The 18,145-nt window shown below is 73.2% G+C and carries 15 protein-coding genes; 10 read left to right on the top strand and 5 right to left on the bottom strand.

Annotated features, from left to right (window positions below; genetic code table 11):
- Positions 1-222: 222 nt before the first annotated feature.
- Both MID12_RS11130 and MID12_RS11125 read right to left on the bottom strand, forming a co-directional pair.
- Positions 223-1,443 (bottom strand): acetyl-CoA C-acetyltransferase, encoded by a 1,221-nt coding sequence (locus tag MID12_RS11130; RefSeq protein WP_040249496.1) that lies wholly within the window; start codon positions 1,441-1,443, stop codon positions 223-225.
- Between the two features lie 367 nt (positions 1,444-1,810).
- A complete protein-coding gene (locus tag MID12_RS11125) occupies positions 1,811-2,983 on the bottom strand; it encodes an SGNH/GDSL hydrolase family protein (RefSeq protein WP_263166570.1) in 1,173 nt (390 codons plus the stop codon).
- A 232-nt stretch (positions 2,984-3,215) separates the two neighbouring features.
- Here MID12_RS11125 and MID12_RS11120 point away from each other — a divergent pair, with 232 nt between their 5' ends.
- The 3 genes from MID12_RS11120 (at position 3,216) to MID12_RS11110 (ending at position 6,729) form a co-directional block, all read left to right on the top strand.
- Positions 3,216-4,607: a cystathionine beta-synthase gene (locus tag MID12_RS11120; RefSeq protein ID WP_040249493.1), complete on the top strand. Its 1,392-nt coding sequence runs from the start codon at positions 3,216-3,218 to the stop codon at positions 4,605-4,607.
- Between the two features lie 725 nt (positions 4,608-5,332).
- Positions 5,333-5,905: an NlpC/P60 family protein gene (locus MID12_RS11115; protein WP_040249491.1), complete on the top strand. Its 573-nt coding sequence runs from the start codon at positions 5,333-5,335 to the stop codon at positions 5,903-5,905.
- A gap of 257 nt (positions 5,906-6,162) precedes the next feature.
- Positions 6,163-6,729, top strand: a complete 567-nt coding sequence (locus MID12_RS11110; protein WP_040249488.1) for an NlpC/P60 family protein — start codon at positions 6,163-6,165, stop codon at positions 6,727-6,729.
- Positions 6,730-6,877: 148 nt separating this feature from the next.
- Here the strand turns inward: MID12_RS11110 and MID12_RS11105 are convergent, their stop codons facing one another.
- Entirely contained in the window at positions 6,878-7,321 is a 444-nt protein-coding gene (locus tag MID12_RS11105; RefSeq protein ID WP_263166564.1) for a hypothetical protein, read from the bottom strand.
- Between the two features lie 196 nt (positions 7,322-7,517).
- On the opposite strand from MID12_RS11105, the gene MID12_RS11100 reads away from it, so the two are divergent.
- The gene (locus tag MID12_RS11100; protein WP_040249484.1) at positions 7,518-8,363 is read left to right on the top strand and encodes a MurR/RpiR family transcriptional regulator; all 846 of its coding nucleotides are present in this window, start codon (positions 7,518-7,520) and stop codon (positions 8,361-8,363) included.
- 150 nt (positions 8,364-8,513) lie between these two features.
- Here the strand turns inward: MID12_RS11100 and MID12_RS11095 are convergent, their stop codons facing one another.
- The gene (locus MID12_RS11095; protein ID WP_263166561.1) at positions 8,514-9,890 is read right to left on the bottom strand and encodes a diaminopimelate decarboxylase; all 1,377 of its coding nucleotides are present in this window, start codon (positions 9,888-9,890) and stop codon (positions 8,514-8,516) included.
- Positions 9,891-10,060: 170 nt separating this feature from the next.
- On the opposite strand from MID12_RS11095, the gene hutU reads away from it, so the two are divergent.
- The 4 genes from hutU (at position 10,061) to hutI (ending at position 15,712) form a co-directional block, all read left to right on the top strand.
- Complete coding sequence (gene hutU / locus MID12_RS11090; RefSeq protein ID WP_040249481.1) at positions 10,061-11,740, top strand: urocanate hydratase; 1,680 nt, start codon at positions 10,061-10,063, stop codon at positions 11,738-11,740.
- Between the two features lie 71 nt (positions 11,741-11,811).
- A complete protein-coding gene (locus MID12_RS11085; protein WP_263173058.1) occupies positions 11,812-13,020 on the top strand; it encodes an allantoate amidohydrolase in 1,209 nt (402 codons plus the stop codon).
- Positions 13,017-14,411: a formimidoylglutamate deiminase gene (locus tag MID12_RS11080; protein ID WP_263166559.1), complete on the top strand. Its 1,395-nt coding sequence runs from the start codon at positions 13,017-13,019 to the stop codon at positions 14,409-14,411. The genes MID12_RS11085 and MID12_RS11080 overlap by 4 nt, the downstream gene beginning before the upstream one ends.
- A gap of 131 nt (positions 14,412-14,542) precedes the next feature.
- The gene (gene hutI / locus MID12_RS11075; protein ID WP_040249478.1) at positions 14,543-15,712 is read left to right on the top strand and encodes an imidazolonepropionase; all 1,170 of its coding nucleotides are present in this window, start codon (positions 14,543-14,545) and stop codon (positions 15,710-15,712) included.
- A gap of 148 nt (positions 15,713-15,860) precedes the next feature.
- On the opposite strand, the gene MID12_RS11070 is transcribed toward hutI, so the two are convergent.
- Positions 15,861-16,763, bottom strand: coding sequence for an RNA polymerase sigma factor SigF (locus MID12_RS11070; RefSeq protein ID WP_040256844.1), 903 nt, complete (start codon positions 16,761-16,763; stop codon positions 15,861-15,863).
- A 254-nt stretch (positions 16,764-17,017) separates the two neighbouring features.
- Here MID12_RS11070 and MID12_RS11065 point away from each other — a divergent pair, with 254 nt between their 5' ends.
- Positions 17,018-17,392 carry an STAS domain-containing protein gene (locus tag MID12_RS11065; RefSeq protein ID WP_040249475.1) on the top strand — a complete coding sequence of 125 codons (375 nt, stop codon included), beginning with the start codon at positions 17,018-17,020 and terminating at the stop codon, positions 17,390-17,392.
- 187 nt (positions 17,393-17,579) lie between these two features.
- The gene (locus tag MID12_RS11060) at positions 17,580-18,089 is read left to right on the top strand and encodes an ATP-binding protein (RefSeq protein ID WP_040249473.1); all 510 of its coding nucleotides are present in this window, start codon (positions 17,580-17,582) and stop codon (positions 18,087-18,089) included.
- The last annotated feature ends 56 nt before the right edge of the window (positions 18,090-18,145 follow it).

Raw genomic sequence — 18,145 nt, 5'->3', positions numbered from 1 at the left:
GGACGACCCACTGTCAGTGCATTACGTCACCGACTTGGCGGGCCATAAGACCCTGACCGGTCCCCCGTACCGGCCGTGGCCTGCGAAAACCGGCCACCCCGGGACGCAGGTCACATCCTGGGGGAGATTGGGTCACGGCCGGGCGGCCTGCCGGGACCCCGTCCCAAGCGCCCGCGACGCGCGCTCCGGCCGGGGTCCCGTCGGATCAGTGCCTGCTGTCTATCAGCTCAGCCGCTCGATGACCATGGCCATGCCCTGACCGCCGCCCACGCACATGGTCTCCAGACCGAACTGCTTGTCGTGGAACTGCAGGCTGTTGATCAGGGTGCCGGTGATCCGGGCGCCGGTCATGCCGAAGGGGTGGCCGACCGCGATCGAGCCGCCGTTGACGTTCACCTTGTCCAGGTCGAAGCCCAGCTCCTGGTAGGAGGGGATGACCTGGCCCGCGAAGGCCTCGTTGATCTCGACCAGGTCGATGTCGTCGGTGGTCAGGCCCGCGCGCCGCAGCGCCTGGCGGCTCGCCTCGACCGGGCCGAGGCCCATGATCTCGGGGGAGAGGCCGGTGACGCCGGTGGAGACGATGCGGGCGAGCGGGGTCAGGCCCAGCTCGCGGGCCTTGGTGTCGCTCATGATTACCAGGGCGGCGGCGCCGTCGTTGAGCGGACAGGCGTTGCCCGGGGTGACCCGGCCGTCGGGGCGGAAGGAGGGCTTCAGCGCGGCGACCGCCTCCAGGGTGACGCCGGGGCGGGGGCCGTCGTCCTTGCTGACCACGGTGCCGTCCGGGGTGGTCACCGGGGTGATCTCGCGCTCCCAGAAGCCCTTGGCGATGGCCTCCTCGGCGAGGTTCTGCGAGCGCACCCCGAACTCGTCCATCGCCTCGCGGGTGATCCCCTTGTGGCGGGCCAGGTTCTCCATGGTCTGGCCCATCGCGATGTAGGCGTCCGGCACCAGGCCGTCCTCGCGCGGGTCGTGCCACTCGTCGGCGCCCTCCTCGGCCTTCTTCGCGGTACGGGCCTCGGCCTCGGCGAAGAGGGGGTTGTGGGTGCCGGGCAGATCGTCGGAGGAGCCGTTGACGAAGCGGGAGACCATCTCGACACCGGCCGAGAGGAAGACGTCGCCCTCGCCCGCCTTGATCGCGTGCAGCGCCATCCGGCTGGTCTGCAGCGAGGAGGAGCAGTAGCGGGTGATGGTGCAGCCCGGCAGGTGGTCCATGCCCAGCTGCACGGCCACGATGCGGGCGAGGTTGTGGCCCTGCTCGCCGCCCGGCAGACCGCAGCCGAGCATCAGGTCGTCGATGTCCCTGGGGTCGAGCGCGGGGATCTTGTCCAGGGCGGTCTTGATGATGGTGGCGGTCAGGTCGTCGGCCCGTACGCCCTTCAGGGATCCCTTGAAGGCGCGGCCGATCGGGGAGCGGGCGGCTGAGACGATCACGGCTTCGGGCATCACGGCTCCAGTTCGGAGAGCGGGCAGGTGCGGTACCGGCGGTACTGGGACTCCAGGCGAAGTTACCTCTGCGTAGGGGGTGGGTCACCCTCGCCCGCGTGTGACACCTGCCGCATTTTTCTAAGCGCTTGCTCACTGCCAGGGTGCCACGCGTCCGGGGCGGGTGCCATGGCCGTACGAGCGGGTGCCATGGCCGTACGAGGGGTGGCGGGGCGCACGCGCACGGGGTGGCGGCGGCGCGGGTGCGAGTGGCGCCGCCGTGTGTACGAGCGGGGGCGGCGCCGCTTGGCCGCGGGTGGCGGGGCCGCGGAGAGCAGGGCGCGGGCCGGGCACGGGGCAGCACGCGGGCAGGGCGCCGCCCCGGTGGTCAGCCCGTGGTGCCTCCTTCCGCGCGCTCGGAGTCCGGCGCGGAGTCGGCGGGGTCCGGCGGGGAGTCCGCCGAGCCCTGCGCGGAGTCCCGCTCGGTGAAGCGCCCCCGCCAGGCCCGCCAGGCGCTCTCGCCGCCGGGGCGTGCCTCCTGGTCCTCCTGCGGGGCCGGGCCGGGGGAGGTGATCCGGCGCCGGCGGCGGCGCTTGAGCAGCGCCCAGGGGCCCCGGGGCCCGGTCGCGGTGGCCGGGGTGACCTCGGTGCCGCTCTCGGCCGCGGCCTCGGCGGCGGCCCGGGCCACCGGCAGGAAGCCCTCCCGCCGGGAGGTCTCGGGGCGCTCGGCCTCCGGCCACAGGCCCAGGCTCGCGCAGAGCGTGGGCAGCACGGCCATCGCCGCGGTCACATACCCCTCGGCGGAGGGGTGGTACTTGTCCGGGCCGAACAGCTCGCGGTTGGCGGCGAACTCGGGGCCGAGCAGATCGCCGAGCGAGACCGTACGGCCGCCCTGCTCCACGGTGGCGATGGTCTGCGCCGCCGCCAGCTGCCGCGAGGCGCGCCGGGCCAGCCAGCTCAGCGGCTGGTAGACGTGCTCGATGGTGCCGAGGTCGGGGCAGGTGCCGACCACCACCTCGGCGCCCGCGGTGCGCAGCCTGCGCACGGCCGCCGACAGGGAGCGCACCGACTCGGTGAAGGGCATCCGGTTGGTGACGTCATTGGCGCCGATCATGATCACGCAGACGTGCGGAGGCCGGGCCCGGTCCGCGAGCAGCAGCGAGACCTGGCGGCCGAGGTCGTCGGAGCGGGCGCCCGGCAGCGCCACATTGCGCAGCTGCACCGGGCGCTCGGCGACCGCCGCGAGCCCGGAGGCGAGCAGCGCGGCCGGCGTCTCCCGGGCCAGCCGCACCCCCTGCCCCGCCGCGGTCGAGTCGCCCAGCATCGCGAACCGCAGTAATCCGCCCGGGGTGCCGTGCTCGGCGAGGCCGTCGCCGTAGAGGCCGTCCGCCCGGGGCGGCGGCTCGTCCTCCTCGCCCGCGTGGTTGCCGACCTGGCGCTTGGCCAGCTCCGCCTCCGTGAGCAGCAGTCCCACCGCGGCCGCGCCCAGCAGCCCGATCCCGCCCGATCCGTACGCCGCCCCCGCGGCGATCCGCCGTGCCACCCGCGCCCTCGACGACATTCGCGACACCACCTCCTGACCCGTACTCCACTCCTTGCCCCGCCGGACGGGCCGGTCAATCCAGCGCGGCGGGAGAAGCCTTCGGCCGACAGTCAACAGGGATCCGGCCTGGAGCGGGGGGCCTGTGGACAACTTCCCTCGGGGCCCTGTGGACAACTCACCGGGGCCGCCCGGCACGCCTTAGGCTGACAGCACCCAGTCCTTTTCTTCTTGCGCAGCTCCGGAGACAACGGTGCAATTCCACGATTCGATGATCAGCCTCGTCGGCAACACCCCGCTGGTGAGGCTCAACAACGTCACCGCCGGAATCCAGGCGACCGTCCTGGCCAAGGTCGAGTACTTCAACCCCGGCGGCAGCGTGAAGGACCGCATCGCCCTGCGCATGATCGAGGCGGCCGAGCAGTCCGGCGCCCTCCAGCCCGGCGGCACCATCGTCGAGCCGACCAGCGGCAACACCGGCGTCGGTCTCGCCATCGTGGCCCAGCAGAAGGGCTACAAGTGCATCTTCGTGTGCCCGGACAAGGTCTCCACGGACAAGATCAACGTCCTGCGGGCCTACGGCGCCGAGGTGGTCGTCTGCCCGACCGCCGTCGACCCCGAGCACCCGGACTCGTACTACAACGTCTCCGACCGCCTGGTCCGCGAGACCCCCGGCGCCTGGAAGCCCGACCAGTACTCCAACCCGCACAACCCGCTCTCCCACTACCACTCCACCGGACCGGAGCTGTGGGAGCAGACCGAGGGCAAGATCACCCACTTCGTGGCGGGCGTCGGCACCGGCGGCACCATCTCCGGCACCGGCCGCTACCTGAAGGAGGTCAGCGAGGGCCGGGTGCAGGTCATCGGCGCCGACCCGGAGGGCTCCGTCTACTCCGGCGGCTCCGGGCGGCCGTACCTGGTCGAGGGCGTCGGCGAGGACTTCTGGCCGACCGCCTACGACCGGACCGTGGCCGACGAGATCGTGCCCGTCTCCGACAAGGACTCCTTCCAGATGACCCGCCGCCTCGCCAAGGAGGAGGGCCTGCTCGTCGGCGGCTCCTGCGGGATGGCGGTCGTCGGCGCCCTGGAGGTCGCCAAGCGGCTCGGGCCCGACGACGTGGTCGTGGTGCTGCTCCCGGACAGCGGGCGCGGCTACCTCAGCAAGATCTTCAACGACGAGTGGATGGCCGACTACGGCTTCCTGGAGGACCTCGGCCCCTCCGCCCGGGTCGGCGACGTGCTGCGCGACAAGTCCGAGGGCATGCCCTCCCTCGTCCACATGCACCCCGAGGAGACCGTCGGCGAGGCCATCGAGGTGCTGCGCGAGTACGGCGTCTCGCAGATGCCGATCGTCAAGCCCGGCGCCGGGCACCCCGATGTGATGGCCGCCGAGGTCGTCGGCTCCGTCGTCGAACGCGAGCTGCTCGACGCGCTCTTCGCCCAGCGCGCCTCCCTCGGCGAACCGCTGGAGAAGCACATGTCCCCGCCGCTGCCGCAGGTCGGCTCCGGTGAACCGGTCGCCGACCTGATGGCCGTGCTCGGCAAGGCCGACGCCGCCATCGTGCTCGTCGAGGGCAAGCCCACCGGCGTCGTCAGCCGCCAGGACCTGCTCTCCTTCCTCGCCAAGGGCCAGCAGAGCCGCTGAGCCCCGGGGCAGCCCGCCCGGCGGCCCGGCCCGTGTGACGCGCGTCCACCTGCGCTTCGCCCGGCGGCCGCCGGGAGTTCCCCGACTTCGCGGAAGTGGTACGAGGGCGTCACGTCCGCGCAGCACCGGCTTAACACAGGGCAGGCAGATTAGAGGGCGTCGGCAGGGAAGAGCGGGATCGGCTCCCCGCTCCTCCACCACCGGCACCACGCGGCACCAAGGACCTCCGGAGCGGCTCCCGGACCTCTTTGGTCGCCCGGACGCGCAGCGCCGGCCCTGACCCGGCCACGCGTCCCCCGCGGGGACCGCCGTCGTCCCGCCCCTCAGTACTGGGGGTGCGGCGGTCCCCGCCTTAACCCCCGTACTGAGGTGCCTCTTTGCGCCTAAACCGGCGCCGCTCTCGCGTAGGTGGCTGGGGTTCGTCGGGGTTGCTCAATTGATGGTGGCGGTTCTTGGGAGGGGGTTTCCCGGGGGCCGCTTTTCTGTGTGGGTGGGTGCGGGTGGGTGGGGCTCGTGGGGCGGGAGGTGGTGCGGGGGGTGGTGTTTCGGGGCTTGGGGTTTTGGTCAAGTGGCTGGATGTTGACCTTGACGTGTGCATGGTCGGGGTTGAAGTGTGATCGACACGCGTAGAGAAGCGGCTGCCGCAGGCCATGCTTCGCCGGGGGTGCGCGCAGGTTTCCTGTGTGTGTGACCGGCGGGGTTCCGTCGATTCCACGAGGACAGTCATGCAGCGAACTGCCCGAGCACTTCTCCCGCTCGCCTTCAGTACCGCCCTGATCGCCCCGCTCGCCCTCGCGCAGGGTGCCAGCGCCGCTCCGGCGGAGCAGCACGCGGCCGGGCAGCAGACCGTGCGTGCGCAGAGCGGGGCCGAGGCCGCCGCCGCGTACAGCAGGACCACCACGATCAACCGGGCCAAGAAGTGGCTGACCGCCAACAACGGCCACCAGGTGCCCTACAGCCAGACGAAGACCTGGGGCGGCTACCGGACCGACTGCTCCGGGTACGTGAGCATGGCGCTCTCGCTCGGCAAGCCGGGGCCCAACACGGTGGGCCTGGCGACGAGCACGTACACCAAGAAGATCAAGATGGCGTCCCTGAAGAAGGGCGACCTGATCATCGACAAGACCGGTGGCTCCACCGCCCGGCACGTGGTGATCTTCGTCAAGTGGTCCAGCAGCGCGCACAAGTCCTACAAGGCCTATGAGCAGCGCGGCGGCCACGGCACCGACTACCGGACGCTGAGCTACGGCGTCGGCTCCGACCAGTACGACGCCTACCGGCCGAAGAAGTACGGCTGAGCGGACAACTGCCGTACGTACGGGCGCTGTTGCCCGGTGTGAGGGGCGAGGGGCGGTCACCCGCGGGTGGTCGCCCCTCGCCCGGTCCGGATTCCGGGGAGTGGCCGAATATCAACCTTGACGCGTACGCGTCAAAGCCGCCACGGTGGTCAACACGCGTAGACAAGCGGCTGCCGCAAGGCCATCGCTTCGCCGGGGGTACGCAGGACTTCTGTGTGTCCCGGGCGGGGCAACCGTCGACCCCCACGAGGACAGTCATGAAGCGCACTGCCCGAGTTCTCCTCCCGCTCGCTTTCAGCACCGCGCTGGTCGCCCCACTCGGCCTCGCGCACGGTGCCGCCGCGGCCCCGGCCGTCGCGCAGCACCAGCAGACGGTCCACCACAAGAGCGGCGAGAAGTCCGCCGCCGCGTACAGCCGGGACACCACCATCAACCGGGCCAAGACCTGGCTGACCGCCAACAACGGCTCGCAGGTGCCCTACAGCCAGACCGCGACCTGGGACGGCTACCGCACCGACTGCTCCGGCTACGTGAGCATGGCGCTCTCGCTCGGCAAGCCCGGCCCGAACACGGTGGGCCTCGCCTCCAGCACGTACACCACGAAGATCAACATGTCGCAGCTGCAGAAGGGCGACCTGATCATCGACGCGAACGGCAGCTCCACCACCCGGCACGTCGTCATCTTCGTGAAGTGGAACGACAGCGCCCACACCTCCTACGAGGCCTATGAGCAGCGGGGCGGCCACGGCACCGACCACCGCAACCTGAGCTACGGCGTCGGCTCCGACGAGTACGACCCCTACCGGCCGAAGGTCTACGGCTGAGCGCGGCAGGCATCCGCGGAGAGAGACCCGCCGCCCCGGAGGAGGATGACCTCCGGGCAGACGGTGAAAGGCCGGGCCGCCCCCGTGGCGGCCCGGCCCGTCCGTGTCCGGACCGGTCCTCGCGGCGGGCCCGGTGCCCGGCGCCGGTTCAGTCCTCCCAGTCCGAGGAGTCCCGGCGGGATTCCCGGGAGGAGTCCGCGCCGCGGCGGGTGAAGCGGCCCCAGCCGTGCTTGGCGTGCACCGCGTTCACGCCGACGATCCCGGCCCAGGTGACCAGGAGTCCCGGCAGGTCGGCGTTGACCGCGCCGATCGCGGAGAGCGGGATGGCCAGGATCATCGTGACCATGCCGAAGCCGAAGCGCTCGCCCCAGGAGTCCCCGGAGTGCTCCTGCGGCCGTGAACCGCGGGCCACCACCATCTGCTGCTGGGCGAGCTGCCGCCGGACCTGGCGGTCGACCGTGCTGGTCACCTGCTGCTCGACCTTCTCCAGGAAGGAGTCGATCAGCGCGGACTCGTACTCCTCGCCGAGGTCCCTGCGCGCGTGCAGGGTGGCGTCGAGTTCCTTCTTGAGGTCGGCGTCGTGGGCGTCCATAGCGCCTTACGGTACGGAGTACGGGAGCGCCCGGCAGTGGGGCTAGCCCCCCTCTTGATGCTGTGCCGGGCCCCCGGTCCGGGCCCCGCCTTGCCGCCCTGCATACTTTCATGCAGAGTTTTCGGAACGTGAATAGGGCGCCGTGCGGGCGGCGCCGCGGCGGGGCGCGGGTCCGCGCCGGCCGGGGAGGCAGCGGATGAACGACAGTCCTGGCGCACGGCTCCAGCGGCTCTTCGAGGGGCACCGGCTGACCCCGACCCAGCGCCGTATCGCGCACTGCATGGTGCGCAGCCCCGCCGACGCGCCCTTCCTGTCCAGCGTGGAACTGGCCGAACTGGCCGGGGTGAGCCAGCCCTCGGTGACCCGGTTCGCGGTCGCCCTCGGCTTCGACGGCTATCCGGCGCTGCGCCGGGCGCTGCGGGAGATGGCCCCCTCCGAGGGCGCCGCGGGCGCGGCCGAGGAGGCGGGCGGCAACGAGTACCAGCAGGCCGTGCTCGCCGAGATCGAGAACCTGCGCCGGCTCGCCGCGGCCCTCGCCGATCCCGCGCCGGTGGCCGAGGCGGGGCGGCTGCTCGCCGCCTCCCGGCCGCTGCCGGTGCTCGGGCTGCGCGCGGCCGCCGCCCAGGCCTACGGCTTCGCGTACTTCGCGGCGAAGGTGCACCCCGACATCCGGCTGCTGCACGAGGGCGGCACCATGCTCCAGGACCGGCTCGACGCGGCGGCGCGGGCGGGCGCCTCGGCGCTGCTCTGCTTCGCGCTGCCGCGCCATCCGCGCGAGGTGGTGGACGCGCTCCGGCAGGCCCGCGCGGCCGGGCTCACGGTGGTGACCGTCGCCGACAGCGCCTTCGCGCCCGTCGCCGGGCTCTCCGACCTGCTGCTGCCCGCCGCCGTCGGCACCGGCCTCGCCTTCGACACGGCCTGCGCGCCGATGCTGCTCGGCCGGGTCCTCCTGGAGGCCATGTGCGATGTGCTGCCCGAGGCGCAGGCGCGGCTGGAGGAGTTCGACGCGCGGGCGGCCGAGCGCGGGCTGTTCGTGGAGTAGCCCGCGGCCCGGAGCCTGCGCCTGCCGCGCGCGTGCCCGCGGTTGCCGCCGCCCGCGCGCGTACCGCCGCCCGCGCCTACCGGGCCCGTGCCTGCCGTGCTCCGGCCCGCCGGGCCCGCGTCTCCCGTGCGCCCGTCTGCCGGGCCCCGCTCACTCCGCCACCAGCGCGTCCCGCAGCGCGCCGCCCGACTCGGCGACGATCTCCTCGGTCCGCTGCCCCTCGCGGACCAGCGCGAAGCGCACCTCGCTCGCCGGCTCCGCGGTGGTGGTGAAGCCGTAGACGGGCGGCCGGGCAAGGGAGTTGTACGCGTAGTGGTGGGCGAAGTAGTAGGCCCCGGTGTCCAGGGCGGCGGCGAAGTCCCCGGGGGCGAGCAGCGGCAGCGGCCGGTCCCGGGCGAGCAAATCCCCCGCGAAGCAGGCGGGACCGGCGACGTCCTGGGCCACCTCGGGCCCGGACTTGGGGCGCCCTGAGCTGTCGTAGGCGGCGATCCGCAGCGGCCAGGACTCGGGGGCGTAGACCGTGCGGGCCGCGATCTGGGCGCCCGCGTGGGTCACCGCGATGGGGCGGCCCCCGGAGCTCTTGGTGTACTCGACGCGGGCGAGCGCGGTGCCGTGCTTGGCGAGCAGGGAGCGCCCGAACTCGGTGACCAGTCCGTAGCCGCCGCCGAAGAGCACCGGGACCTCGCGGCGCAGCAGGCGGGCGTACGTGGCGAAGTCGGGGGTGCGCTCGTCGGAGGCGAAGTTGACCGGGAGCCCGCCGCCGATGTCCAGGGTGTCGATCTGGCGGCGGCCCGCCTTCTCGTTGATCTCCTCGGCGAGCGCGGCGGTCGCGGCGAGCCCGGCGGCGAGCCGGTCGAGCGGGATGCCCTGGGAGCCGGAGTGGGTGTGCAGCCGGGTCAGCCAGGGGCGGTCGAGGAAGGCGCGCACCAGCCAGTCCCGGGCGCCCTCGTCGCGCAGCGCCACCCCGAACTTGGAGGTGGCGGTCGCGGTGGACAGCGCCTCGATGCTGCCGCCGCCGACCTGCGGGTTGACGCGGATACCGAGCGGCGAGCGGGGCGGCGCACCGGCCACCAGCTCGTCCAGGCGGGCGAGTTCCTGCGGGTTGTCGGCGTTGACGGCGATGCCGAGGTCCAGGGCCTCGCGCAGTTCGGCGCGGGTCTTGGCGGGGGAGTCCAGCACCGTCCGCCCGGGCTCGATCCCGGCCGCCCGGGCGAGGGCGAGTTCGCCGGGGCTCGCCACCTCGGCGCCGATGCCCTCCGCGCGCAGCAGCCGCAGCACCGGCACCAGCGGGGCCGCCTTCACCGCGAAGGCGTGCAGGACCGGGGTGCCCGGCGCGGTCACCTCCGCGAAGGCGGCGGTGAGGGCGCGGGCGTCCTCGCGGATCCCGGTCACGTCGAGGAGCCCGACCACGGGCGCGGCCTCCCCGGCGAGGGAGACCGCGACGGCGGAACGCACCGCCTTGTCGCGCCGGAGGGTCAGGGCGGGCAGGTCGGTGGCCGCGGCGGTGCGCGGGGCGCTGTCGCTCATACGGTCAGCCAATCACGGCGGTCCGCCGGGCGTCGCGGCCCGTTCCGGTCCCTGGACGCCGACCGCCCCGGGGCGGGCCCGGACGCGCGGCGAGGAGGCCGTATTGACTGAATCTATTCAGCACTCCAGGATGTGAATATCTGAGGCAACAGTCCGCGAGGAGGCACCCCATGTCAGGACCCCGGCCGGTGAGCGCACCACGAGGTACGGAGCTGAACTCCCTGGGCTGGCAGCAGGAGGCCGCCCTGCGGATGCTGCAGAACAACCTCGACCCCGAGGTGGCCGAGCACCCCGACAAGCTCGTGGTCTACGGCGGCACCGGCAAGGCGGCCCGCGACTGGCGCTCCTTCGACGCGATGGTGCGCACCCTGAAGACCCTCAAGCAGGACGAGACCATGCTGGTCCAGTCCGGCCGCCCGGTCGGCGTGATGCAGACCCACGAGTGGGCGCCCCGGGTGCTGCTCGCCAACTCCAACCTGGTCGGCGACTGGGCGAACTGGGAGGAGTTCCGGCGCCTGGAGCAGCTGGGCCTGACCATGTACGGGCAGATGACCGCGGGCTCCTGGATCTACATCGGCACCCAGGGCATCCTCCAGGGCACCTACGAGACCTTCGCCGCCGTCGCCGCCAAGCTGCACGCGAGCGGCCGGGGCGGCGCCGACGGCTCGCTCGCCGGGACCATCACGCTCACCGCCGGGCTCGGCGGCATGGGCGGCGCCCAGCCGCTCGCCGTCACCATGAACGGCGGCGTGGTCATCTGCATCGACTGCGATCCGCGCGCCATCGAGCGCCGCATCGGGCACCGCTACCTCGACGTCAGGGCGGACTCCCTGGAGCACGCCCTGACGCTCGCCACCGAGGCCCGCGACGCCCGCCGCCCGCTCTCCATCGGGCTGCTCGGCAACGCGGCCGAGCTGCTGCCGCGGATGCTCGCCGAGGGCGCCCCGATCGACATCGTCACCGACCAGACCAGCGCCCACGACCCGCTCTCCTACCTCCCGGTCGGCATCGACTTCGCCGACATGGCCGCCTACGCCGCCGAGAAGCCCGCCGACTTCACCACCCGGGCCCGGGAGTCGATGGCCCGGCACGTGGAGGCGATGGTCGGCTTCATGGACGCGGGCGCCGAGGTCTTCGACTACGGCAACTCCATCCGGGGCGAGGCCCGACTCCACGGCTACCAGCGGGCGTTCGACTTCCCCGGCTTCGTCCCCGCCTACATCCGGCCGCTGTTCTGCGAGGGCAAGGGCCCCTTCCGCTGGGCGGCGCTCTCCGGCGACCCCAAGGACATCGCGGCCACCGACAAGGCCATCCTCGACCTCTTCCCGGAGAACGAGTCGCTGGCCCGCTGGATCAGGCTGGCCGGGGAGCGCGTCCACTTCCAGGGCCTGCCCGCGCGGATCTGCTGGCTCGGCTACGGGGAGCGCGAGCGGGCCGGTGAGCGCTTCAACTCCATGGTGGCGAGCGGGGAGTTGACCGCCCCGCTGGCGATCGGCCGGGACCACCTGGACTGCGGCTCGGTGGCCTCCCCCTACCGGGAGACCGAGTCGATGCGCGACGGCTCCGATGCCATCGCCGACTGGCCGCTGCTCAACGCCATGGTCAACGTCGCCTCCGGGGCCTCCTGGGTCTCGCTGCACCACGGCGGCGGCGTCGGCATGGGCCGCTCGATCCACGCCGGGCAGGTCTCGGTCGCCGACGGCACCGAACTCGCGGGCGAGAAGCTGCACCGGGTGCTCACCAACGACCCCGGCATGGGCGTGATCCGGCACGTCGACGCGGGCTACGAGGAGGCCGAGGCGGTCGCCGAGGCCAAGGACGTCCGCATCCCGATGAAGGAATCCGAGTGAACGAGCCGTCTCGACAGGCCGCCGTGGCAAGGGAGTCCACCCCCTCGGTGACCCCGCCCTCCTTCCACGCGATGTGGCGGGAGCTGGCGGCCATCGGCCGCGAGGACTCCACCGGCGGCTACCGCCGCTACGCCTGGACGCCCGCCGACGCCGACTGCCGCGACTGGTTCCGCGCGCAGGCGCTCGCCCGCGGCCTCGACCACCAGGTGGACCGCAACGGCAACCAGTGGGCCTGGCTGGGCGATCCCGCCGAGGGGGACGCGGTCGTCACCGGCTCGCACCTCGACTCGGTGCCGGACGGCGGCGCCTTCGACGGCCCGCTCGGCGTGGTCTCCGCCTTCGCCGCCCTCGACCGGCTCCGGGACAGGCAGGCCCGGTTCACCCGGCCGGTGGGCCTGGTCAACTTCGGCGACGAGGAGGGCGCGCGCTTCGGCCTGGCCTGCGTGGGCTCCCGGCTCGCCGCCGGGCGGCTCAGCCGCGAGCAGGCCTTCGCCCTGCGGGACCAGGACGGCATCGCGCTGCCCGCGGCCATGGAACGGGCCGGATACGACCCGGAGGCCATCGGCGCCGACCCCGAACTCCTCGGCCGTATCGGCGCGTTCGTGGAACTGCACATCGAGCAGGGCCGGGCGCTCGCCCTGCCGGAGAGCGGCGGCGCGCGGGTCGGCCTCGCCTCCGCGATCTGGCCGCACGGCCGCTGGCGCTTCGACTTCCGCGGCGAGGCCAACCATGCGGGCACCACCCGCCTCGCCGACCGCCGCGACCCGATGCTCTCCTACGCCGAGACCGTGCTCGCCGCCCGCCGGGAGGCCGAACTCGCCGGTGCCGTCGCCACGTTCGGGAAGATCGCGGTCGAGCCGAACGGCGTCAACGCCATCCCCTCCCTGGTCCGCGGCTGGCTCGACTCCCGCGCCGCCGACCAGCGGACCCTGGACACCGTCGTCACCGGCATCCAGGAGGCCGCCGAGCAGTACGCCACCCGCTACGGGGTCCGACTCGACGTCGTCCGCGAGTCGTTCACCCCCGTGGTCGAGTTCGGCGACGCGCTGCGCGAGGAACTCGCCCGTATCCTCGGCGGCCGGGGGGAGCCGGTGCCGGTACTCGGCACCGGCGCCGGGCACGACGCCGGAATCCTCTCCGAGTCGGTGCCCACCGCCATGCTCTTCGTCCGCAATCCGACCGGCGTCTCGCACTCCCCGGCGGAGTGGGCCGAGGAGGACGACTGCCTGGCGGGAGTGGCCGCCCTCGCCGACGTACTGGAAGGTCTCGCCTGCGCATGAGCCACGAGCACGCCGAAGGTTCCGGTCAACTCCCTTCCCCGCCGCCTGAGTTCACCTACTGGCTGGAGCACGCCTGGCTCGGCACCCATGTCGAACCGGAGGTGTGCGTGGAGGTCACCGGCGGCCGGATCACCGGGGTGCGCCGCCAGGTGCCGGTGCCGCCGCGCGGGGCGCACGTACTGCGCGGGCTCACCCTGCCGGGCCTGGCCAACGCGCACTCGCACGCCTTCCACCGGGCGCTGCGCGGCACCGTCCAGGTCGGCACCGGCACCTTCTGGACCTGGCGCGAGACGATGTACTCGGTGGCCGACCGGCTCACCCCCGAGTCGTACTTCCGGCTCGCCCGCGCGGTCTACGCGGAGATGGCGCTCGCCGGGGTCACCGCGGTGGGGGAGTTCCACTACCTGCACCACGCGCCCGGCGGGAGCCCCTACCAGGACCCCAACGCCATGGGCGAGGCGCTGATCGCCGCCGCCCGCGAGGCCGGGATCCGGATCACCCTGCTCGACACCGCCTACCTCTCGGCCGGTTTCGGCGAGCCGCCCAACCACCACCAGCTGCGGTTCTCCGACCGCACCGCCGAGGCCTGGGCCGAGCGGGCGAGCCTGCTCGCGGACGCCGCGAAGCCCTCCGAGCACACCCTGATCGGCGCGGCCGTGCACTCCGTACGGGCCGTGCCCGCCGGGCAGTTGGCCACCGTCGCCGACTGGGCCCGCGCGCGGTCCGCACCGCTGCACGTCCACCTCTCCGAGCAGCGGGCCGAGAACGAGGCCTGCCTCGCCGCGCACGGCGTCACCCCCGCCCGCCTCCTCGCCGACCACGGCGTCCTCGGCCCCGGCACCACCGCCGTGCACAGCACCCACCTCACCGAGGAGGACATCGCCCTGCTCGGCGGCTCCGGCACCGGCACCTGCATGTGCCCCACCACCGAACGCGACCTCGCCGACGGCATCGGCCCCGCGCCCCGGCTCCAGGCCGCGGGCAGCCCGCTCAGCCTCGGCAGCGACAGCCACGCCGTCATCGACCTCTTCGAGGAGGCGCGCGCCATGGAGCTGGACGAGCGCCTGCGCAGCCGCACCCGGGGCCACTGGACCGCGGCGGCCCTGCTGCGCGCCGCGAGCCCCGACGGGCACGCCGCCCTCGGCCGCCCCGACGCGGGCGCCATCGAGCAGGGCGCCCTCGCCGACCTCACCACCGTCGCCCTCGACTCGGTGCGCACCGCGGGCTCGATCCCTCGCCTCGGCGCGGAGACCGCCGTCTTCGCGGCCACCGCCGCCGACGTACGGCATGTCGTGGTCGGCGGCCGCCACCTGGTACGGGACGGGGCGCACTGCCGGATCCCGGACGTACCGGCGGCGCTGGCGGAGGCCGTGGAACTGCTGCGCGGCTGAACACGGCACCGCCCGCGGGAGGCGGCGGGCGGACACGGGGAGACGGGAAGAGCGGACAGTGAACCGGCGGGGCCTCCGGCCCGGCAGGAGAGCGCAGGGCATCGGGCCCGGCAGGAAAGCGGAGGAACGCGATGGGCAGCACCGTCCTCACCGGCATCGGCAGCCTGGTCACCAACGACCCCGCACTCGGCGAGGGCCCGCTCGGCCTGCTCACCGGGGCGGCCCTGGTCCTCGACGGGGAGCGGATCGCCTGGGCGGGACCGGCGGACCGGGCCCCGGCCGCGGACGAGGCGCACGACCTCGGCGGGCGGGCGGTCGTCCCCGGCTTCGTCGACTCGCACTCGCATCTGGTCTTCGCCGGTGACCGTACGGCGGAGTTCAACGCCCGTATGTCCGGGCGGAGTTACTCGGCGGGCGGCATCCGCACCACGGTCGCCGCCACCCGGGCGGCGAGCGACACCGCGCTCGCCGAGAACCTCGCCCGCCATCTGCGCGAGGCGCTGGCCCAGGGCACCACGACCTTCGAGACCAAGTCCGGCTACGGGCTCAGCGTCGAGCAGGAGGCGCGCGCCCTGCGCCTGGCCGCCGAGCAGACCGAGGAGGTCACCTTCCTCGGCGCGCACATCGTGCCCCCCGAGTTCGCCGAGGACCCGGCGGGCTATGTCGCCCTGGTCACCGGTGAGATGCTCACGGCCTGCGCCCCGTACGCCCGCTGGGTGGACGTCTTCTGCGAGCGCGGCGCCTTCGACGGCGAGCAGGCCCGCGCGATCCTCACCGCCGGGATGGCGGCCGGCCTGACCCCCCGGGTGCACGCCAACCAGCTCTCCTACGGGCCCGGGGTCCAGCTCGCCGTGGAGCTCGGCGCGGCCAGCGCGGACCACTGCACCCACCTGACCGACGCCGATGTGGACGCCCTCGCGCAGGGGAGCACGGTGGCCACCCTGCTGCCGGGCGCGGAGTTCTCCACCCGGGCGCGGTGGCCGGACGCCCGCCGCCTGCTCGACGCGGGCGCCACCGTCGCGCTGTCCACGGACTGCAACCCCGGCTCCTCGTACACCTCCTCGATGCCCTTCTGCCTGGCGCTCGCGGTGCGCGACATGGGGATGACCCCCGACGAGGCGCTCTGGTCGGCCACCGCGGGCGGGGCCGCGGCGCTGCGCCGGACCGACATCGGCCGCCTGGCCCCGGGCGCCCGCGCGGACCTCGCCGTCCTGGACGCGCCGAGCCATGTCCACCTGGTGTACCGGCCGGGGGTGCCGCTGGTCTCCCAGGTGTGGCGCCGGGGCGTGCCGGTCGCCTGAGGGCCGCGGGGCAGACGCGGAAAAGCCCGCCTCCGGGGGAGGCGGGCTTCCTCGTCTGCCAGCTGCCGTGTGCCGGGGCCGCGGGCGGCCGCGAGCCTGTCCGGTGGGCCTTCGTCGGGGGCGAGGGTCCGCGGGGCAGGCCCGTCGGTCACTCCTCGACCGTCAGCCCCTTGCGGAGCCGGCCCAGGGTGCGGGTGAGCAGGCGGGAGACGTGCATCTGCGAGATGCCCAGCTCCTCGCCGATCTCCGACTGGGTCATATTGGCGACGAAGCGCAGCGAGAGGATCTTCCGGTCGCGCGGCGGGAGTTCGGCGATCAGCGGCTTCAGGGACTCGATGTACTCGATGCCCTCCAGGCCGTGGTCCTCGTAGCCGATCCGGTCCGCGAGCGCGCCCTCGGAGTCGTCCTCCTCGGGCTGGGCGTCGAGCGAGCTGGCCGTGTAGGCGTTGGAGGCGGCCATGCCCTCGACGACCTCGTCCCTGCTCAGGTCGAGGCGCTCGGCCAGTTCCGCCACGGTGGGCGCGCGGTCGAGCTTCTGGGCGAGTTCGTCGCCGGCCTTGGCCAGGTCCAGGCGCAGCTCCTGGAGCCGCCGCGGCACGCGGACGGACCAGCTGGTGTCCCGGAAGAAGCGCTTGATCTCACCGACGATGGTGGGCATCGCGAAGGTCGGGAACTCGACCCCGCGGCTCAGCTCGAAGCGGTCGATCGCCTTGATCAGGCCGATGGTGCCGACCTGGATGATGTCCTCCATCGGCTCGCTGCGGGAGCGGAACCGGGAGGCGGCGAACTTCACCAGGGCGAGGTTCAGTTCGACCAGGGTGTTGCGTACGTACGCGTACTCGTGGGTGCCTTCTTCGAGCGAACCGAGACGGTCGAAGAGCGTCTTGGACAGAGCCCGCGCGTCCGCCGGTCCCACCTCGTCGTACGGGGGGATCTCGGGGAGGTCGAGGTCGTCCGCGGCCTCTGCGGGCGCGGGCAGCTCGGCGCGGAGTTCCGGCGGATGTGCCGACGTCGCCTGGTCGGTATGCGATTCGTCGAGCCGGGGTGACATGGTGTCCTCCATGATTCTCGGCATCTGGCTGCCGAAGCCTTTGCGTGCACTGCGGAGTGCGGCGCCTCCATAGCCGGCGTGTCGGTCAGGTGTCCTTATAAGCCCTACCCGTTTTTCCGGTGGACTTGCAAGTGCATTTCCTTGTGAATTGTCCGCTTTGAACCGGTTGTTCGGGTGTTGGAAGGCACCCGGAGAGCGGTAGTGTTCGAGGGCGTCAATCCACATCCACGACTGTCGGAAGAGAGAGACACCGCATGGACCGCGGGACGGTCGGCAGCGCGAACCGGGGCCGGCTTCTTGTCGAGGTACGGGAAGAGGGCGGCACCGCCGTCATCACCCCGGCAGGTGAGCTCGACCACCACACCGCCGATCTGCTGCGCGAGCCCCTGGAGGCCAGCATCGACCGGGGCCTCTCGCGCCTCGTGGTCGACTGCTCCCGCCTGGAGTTCTGCGACTCCACCGGGCTCAACGTCCTGCTCGGCGCCCGCCTGAAGGCGGAGGAGGCCGGCGGTGCAGTCCACCTCGCGGGCATGCTCCCGGTGGTCGCCAGGGTCTTCGAGATCACCGGCGCGGAGGCCGTCTTCACCCTGCACGACAGCCTCGCCGAGGCGCTCGCGGCCACCGGCTGAACCACCGGACGAGGAGACTTGCGTCTCCTCGTCCACTGTGTGACCGGCACGTTACGAGCGTCACACGGCCCGCTTTCGAATACGTGGGTGTTCTCACGGAACGACCGGGCAGAAGACCCCCTGGATCAGACAACAGGCACAGCGGCAAGAACTGCCACGACTGGTGAATCGGTGAGGTGAAGCGCTGATGAGCACCACCCGGCCCTTCCCGCCGGGCGAGCGGGGCCCCCAGGCGGGCACCGGCGCTCCCGCGAACGGCGAAGGCGCGGCCTTGGCCCCCGTCACCGAGCGGCAGGTGCGTGCCCTGGACTTCGAAGGGGCGAGCGGCATCGTCCCGCTCGCCCGCGACTTCACCCGTGAGGCCCTGTACGACTGGGGCTGGCTGCCCGCCGCCGGCGCCGACCGCAGGGCCGCCGCCGAGGACGTCCTCCTGGTCGTCTCCGAGCTCGTCACCAACGCCTGCCTGCACGCGGGCGGCCCCGAGCGGATGTGGATCTCCAGCGAGGGCAAGGTGCTGCGGATCGAGGTCCGCGACAAGGGCGCGGGCGAGCCCGCACCCCGCACCCCGCACCGCGCGGGCCGCCCCGGCGGGCACGGCATGTTCATCGTGCAGCGCCTCTGCCTGGACTGGGGGATCGTCCGTACGCCGAGCCTGACCGGCAAGACGGTCTGGGCCGAACTGGGCGCCCCCGCCTAGCGCTTCACCCTCCCCCCCGCCTCGCTTCCGCCCTCGTCGGCACACGTCCGCACGGG

Source organism: Streptomyces sp. SCSIO ZS0520 (assembly GCF_025643355.1).
GTDB lineage: Bacteria > Actinomycetota > Actinomycetes > Streptomycetales > Streptomycetaceae > Streptomyces > Streptomyces physcomitrii.
This window is presented reverse-complemented; position numbering and strand designations above follow the sequence as displayed.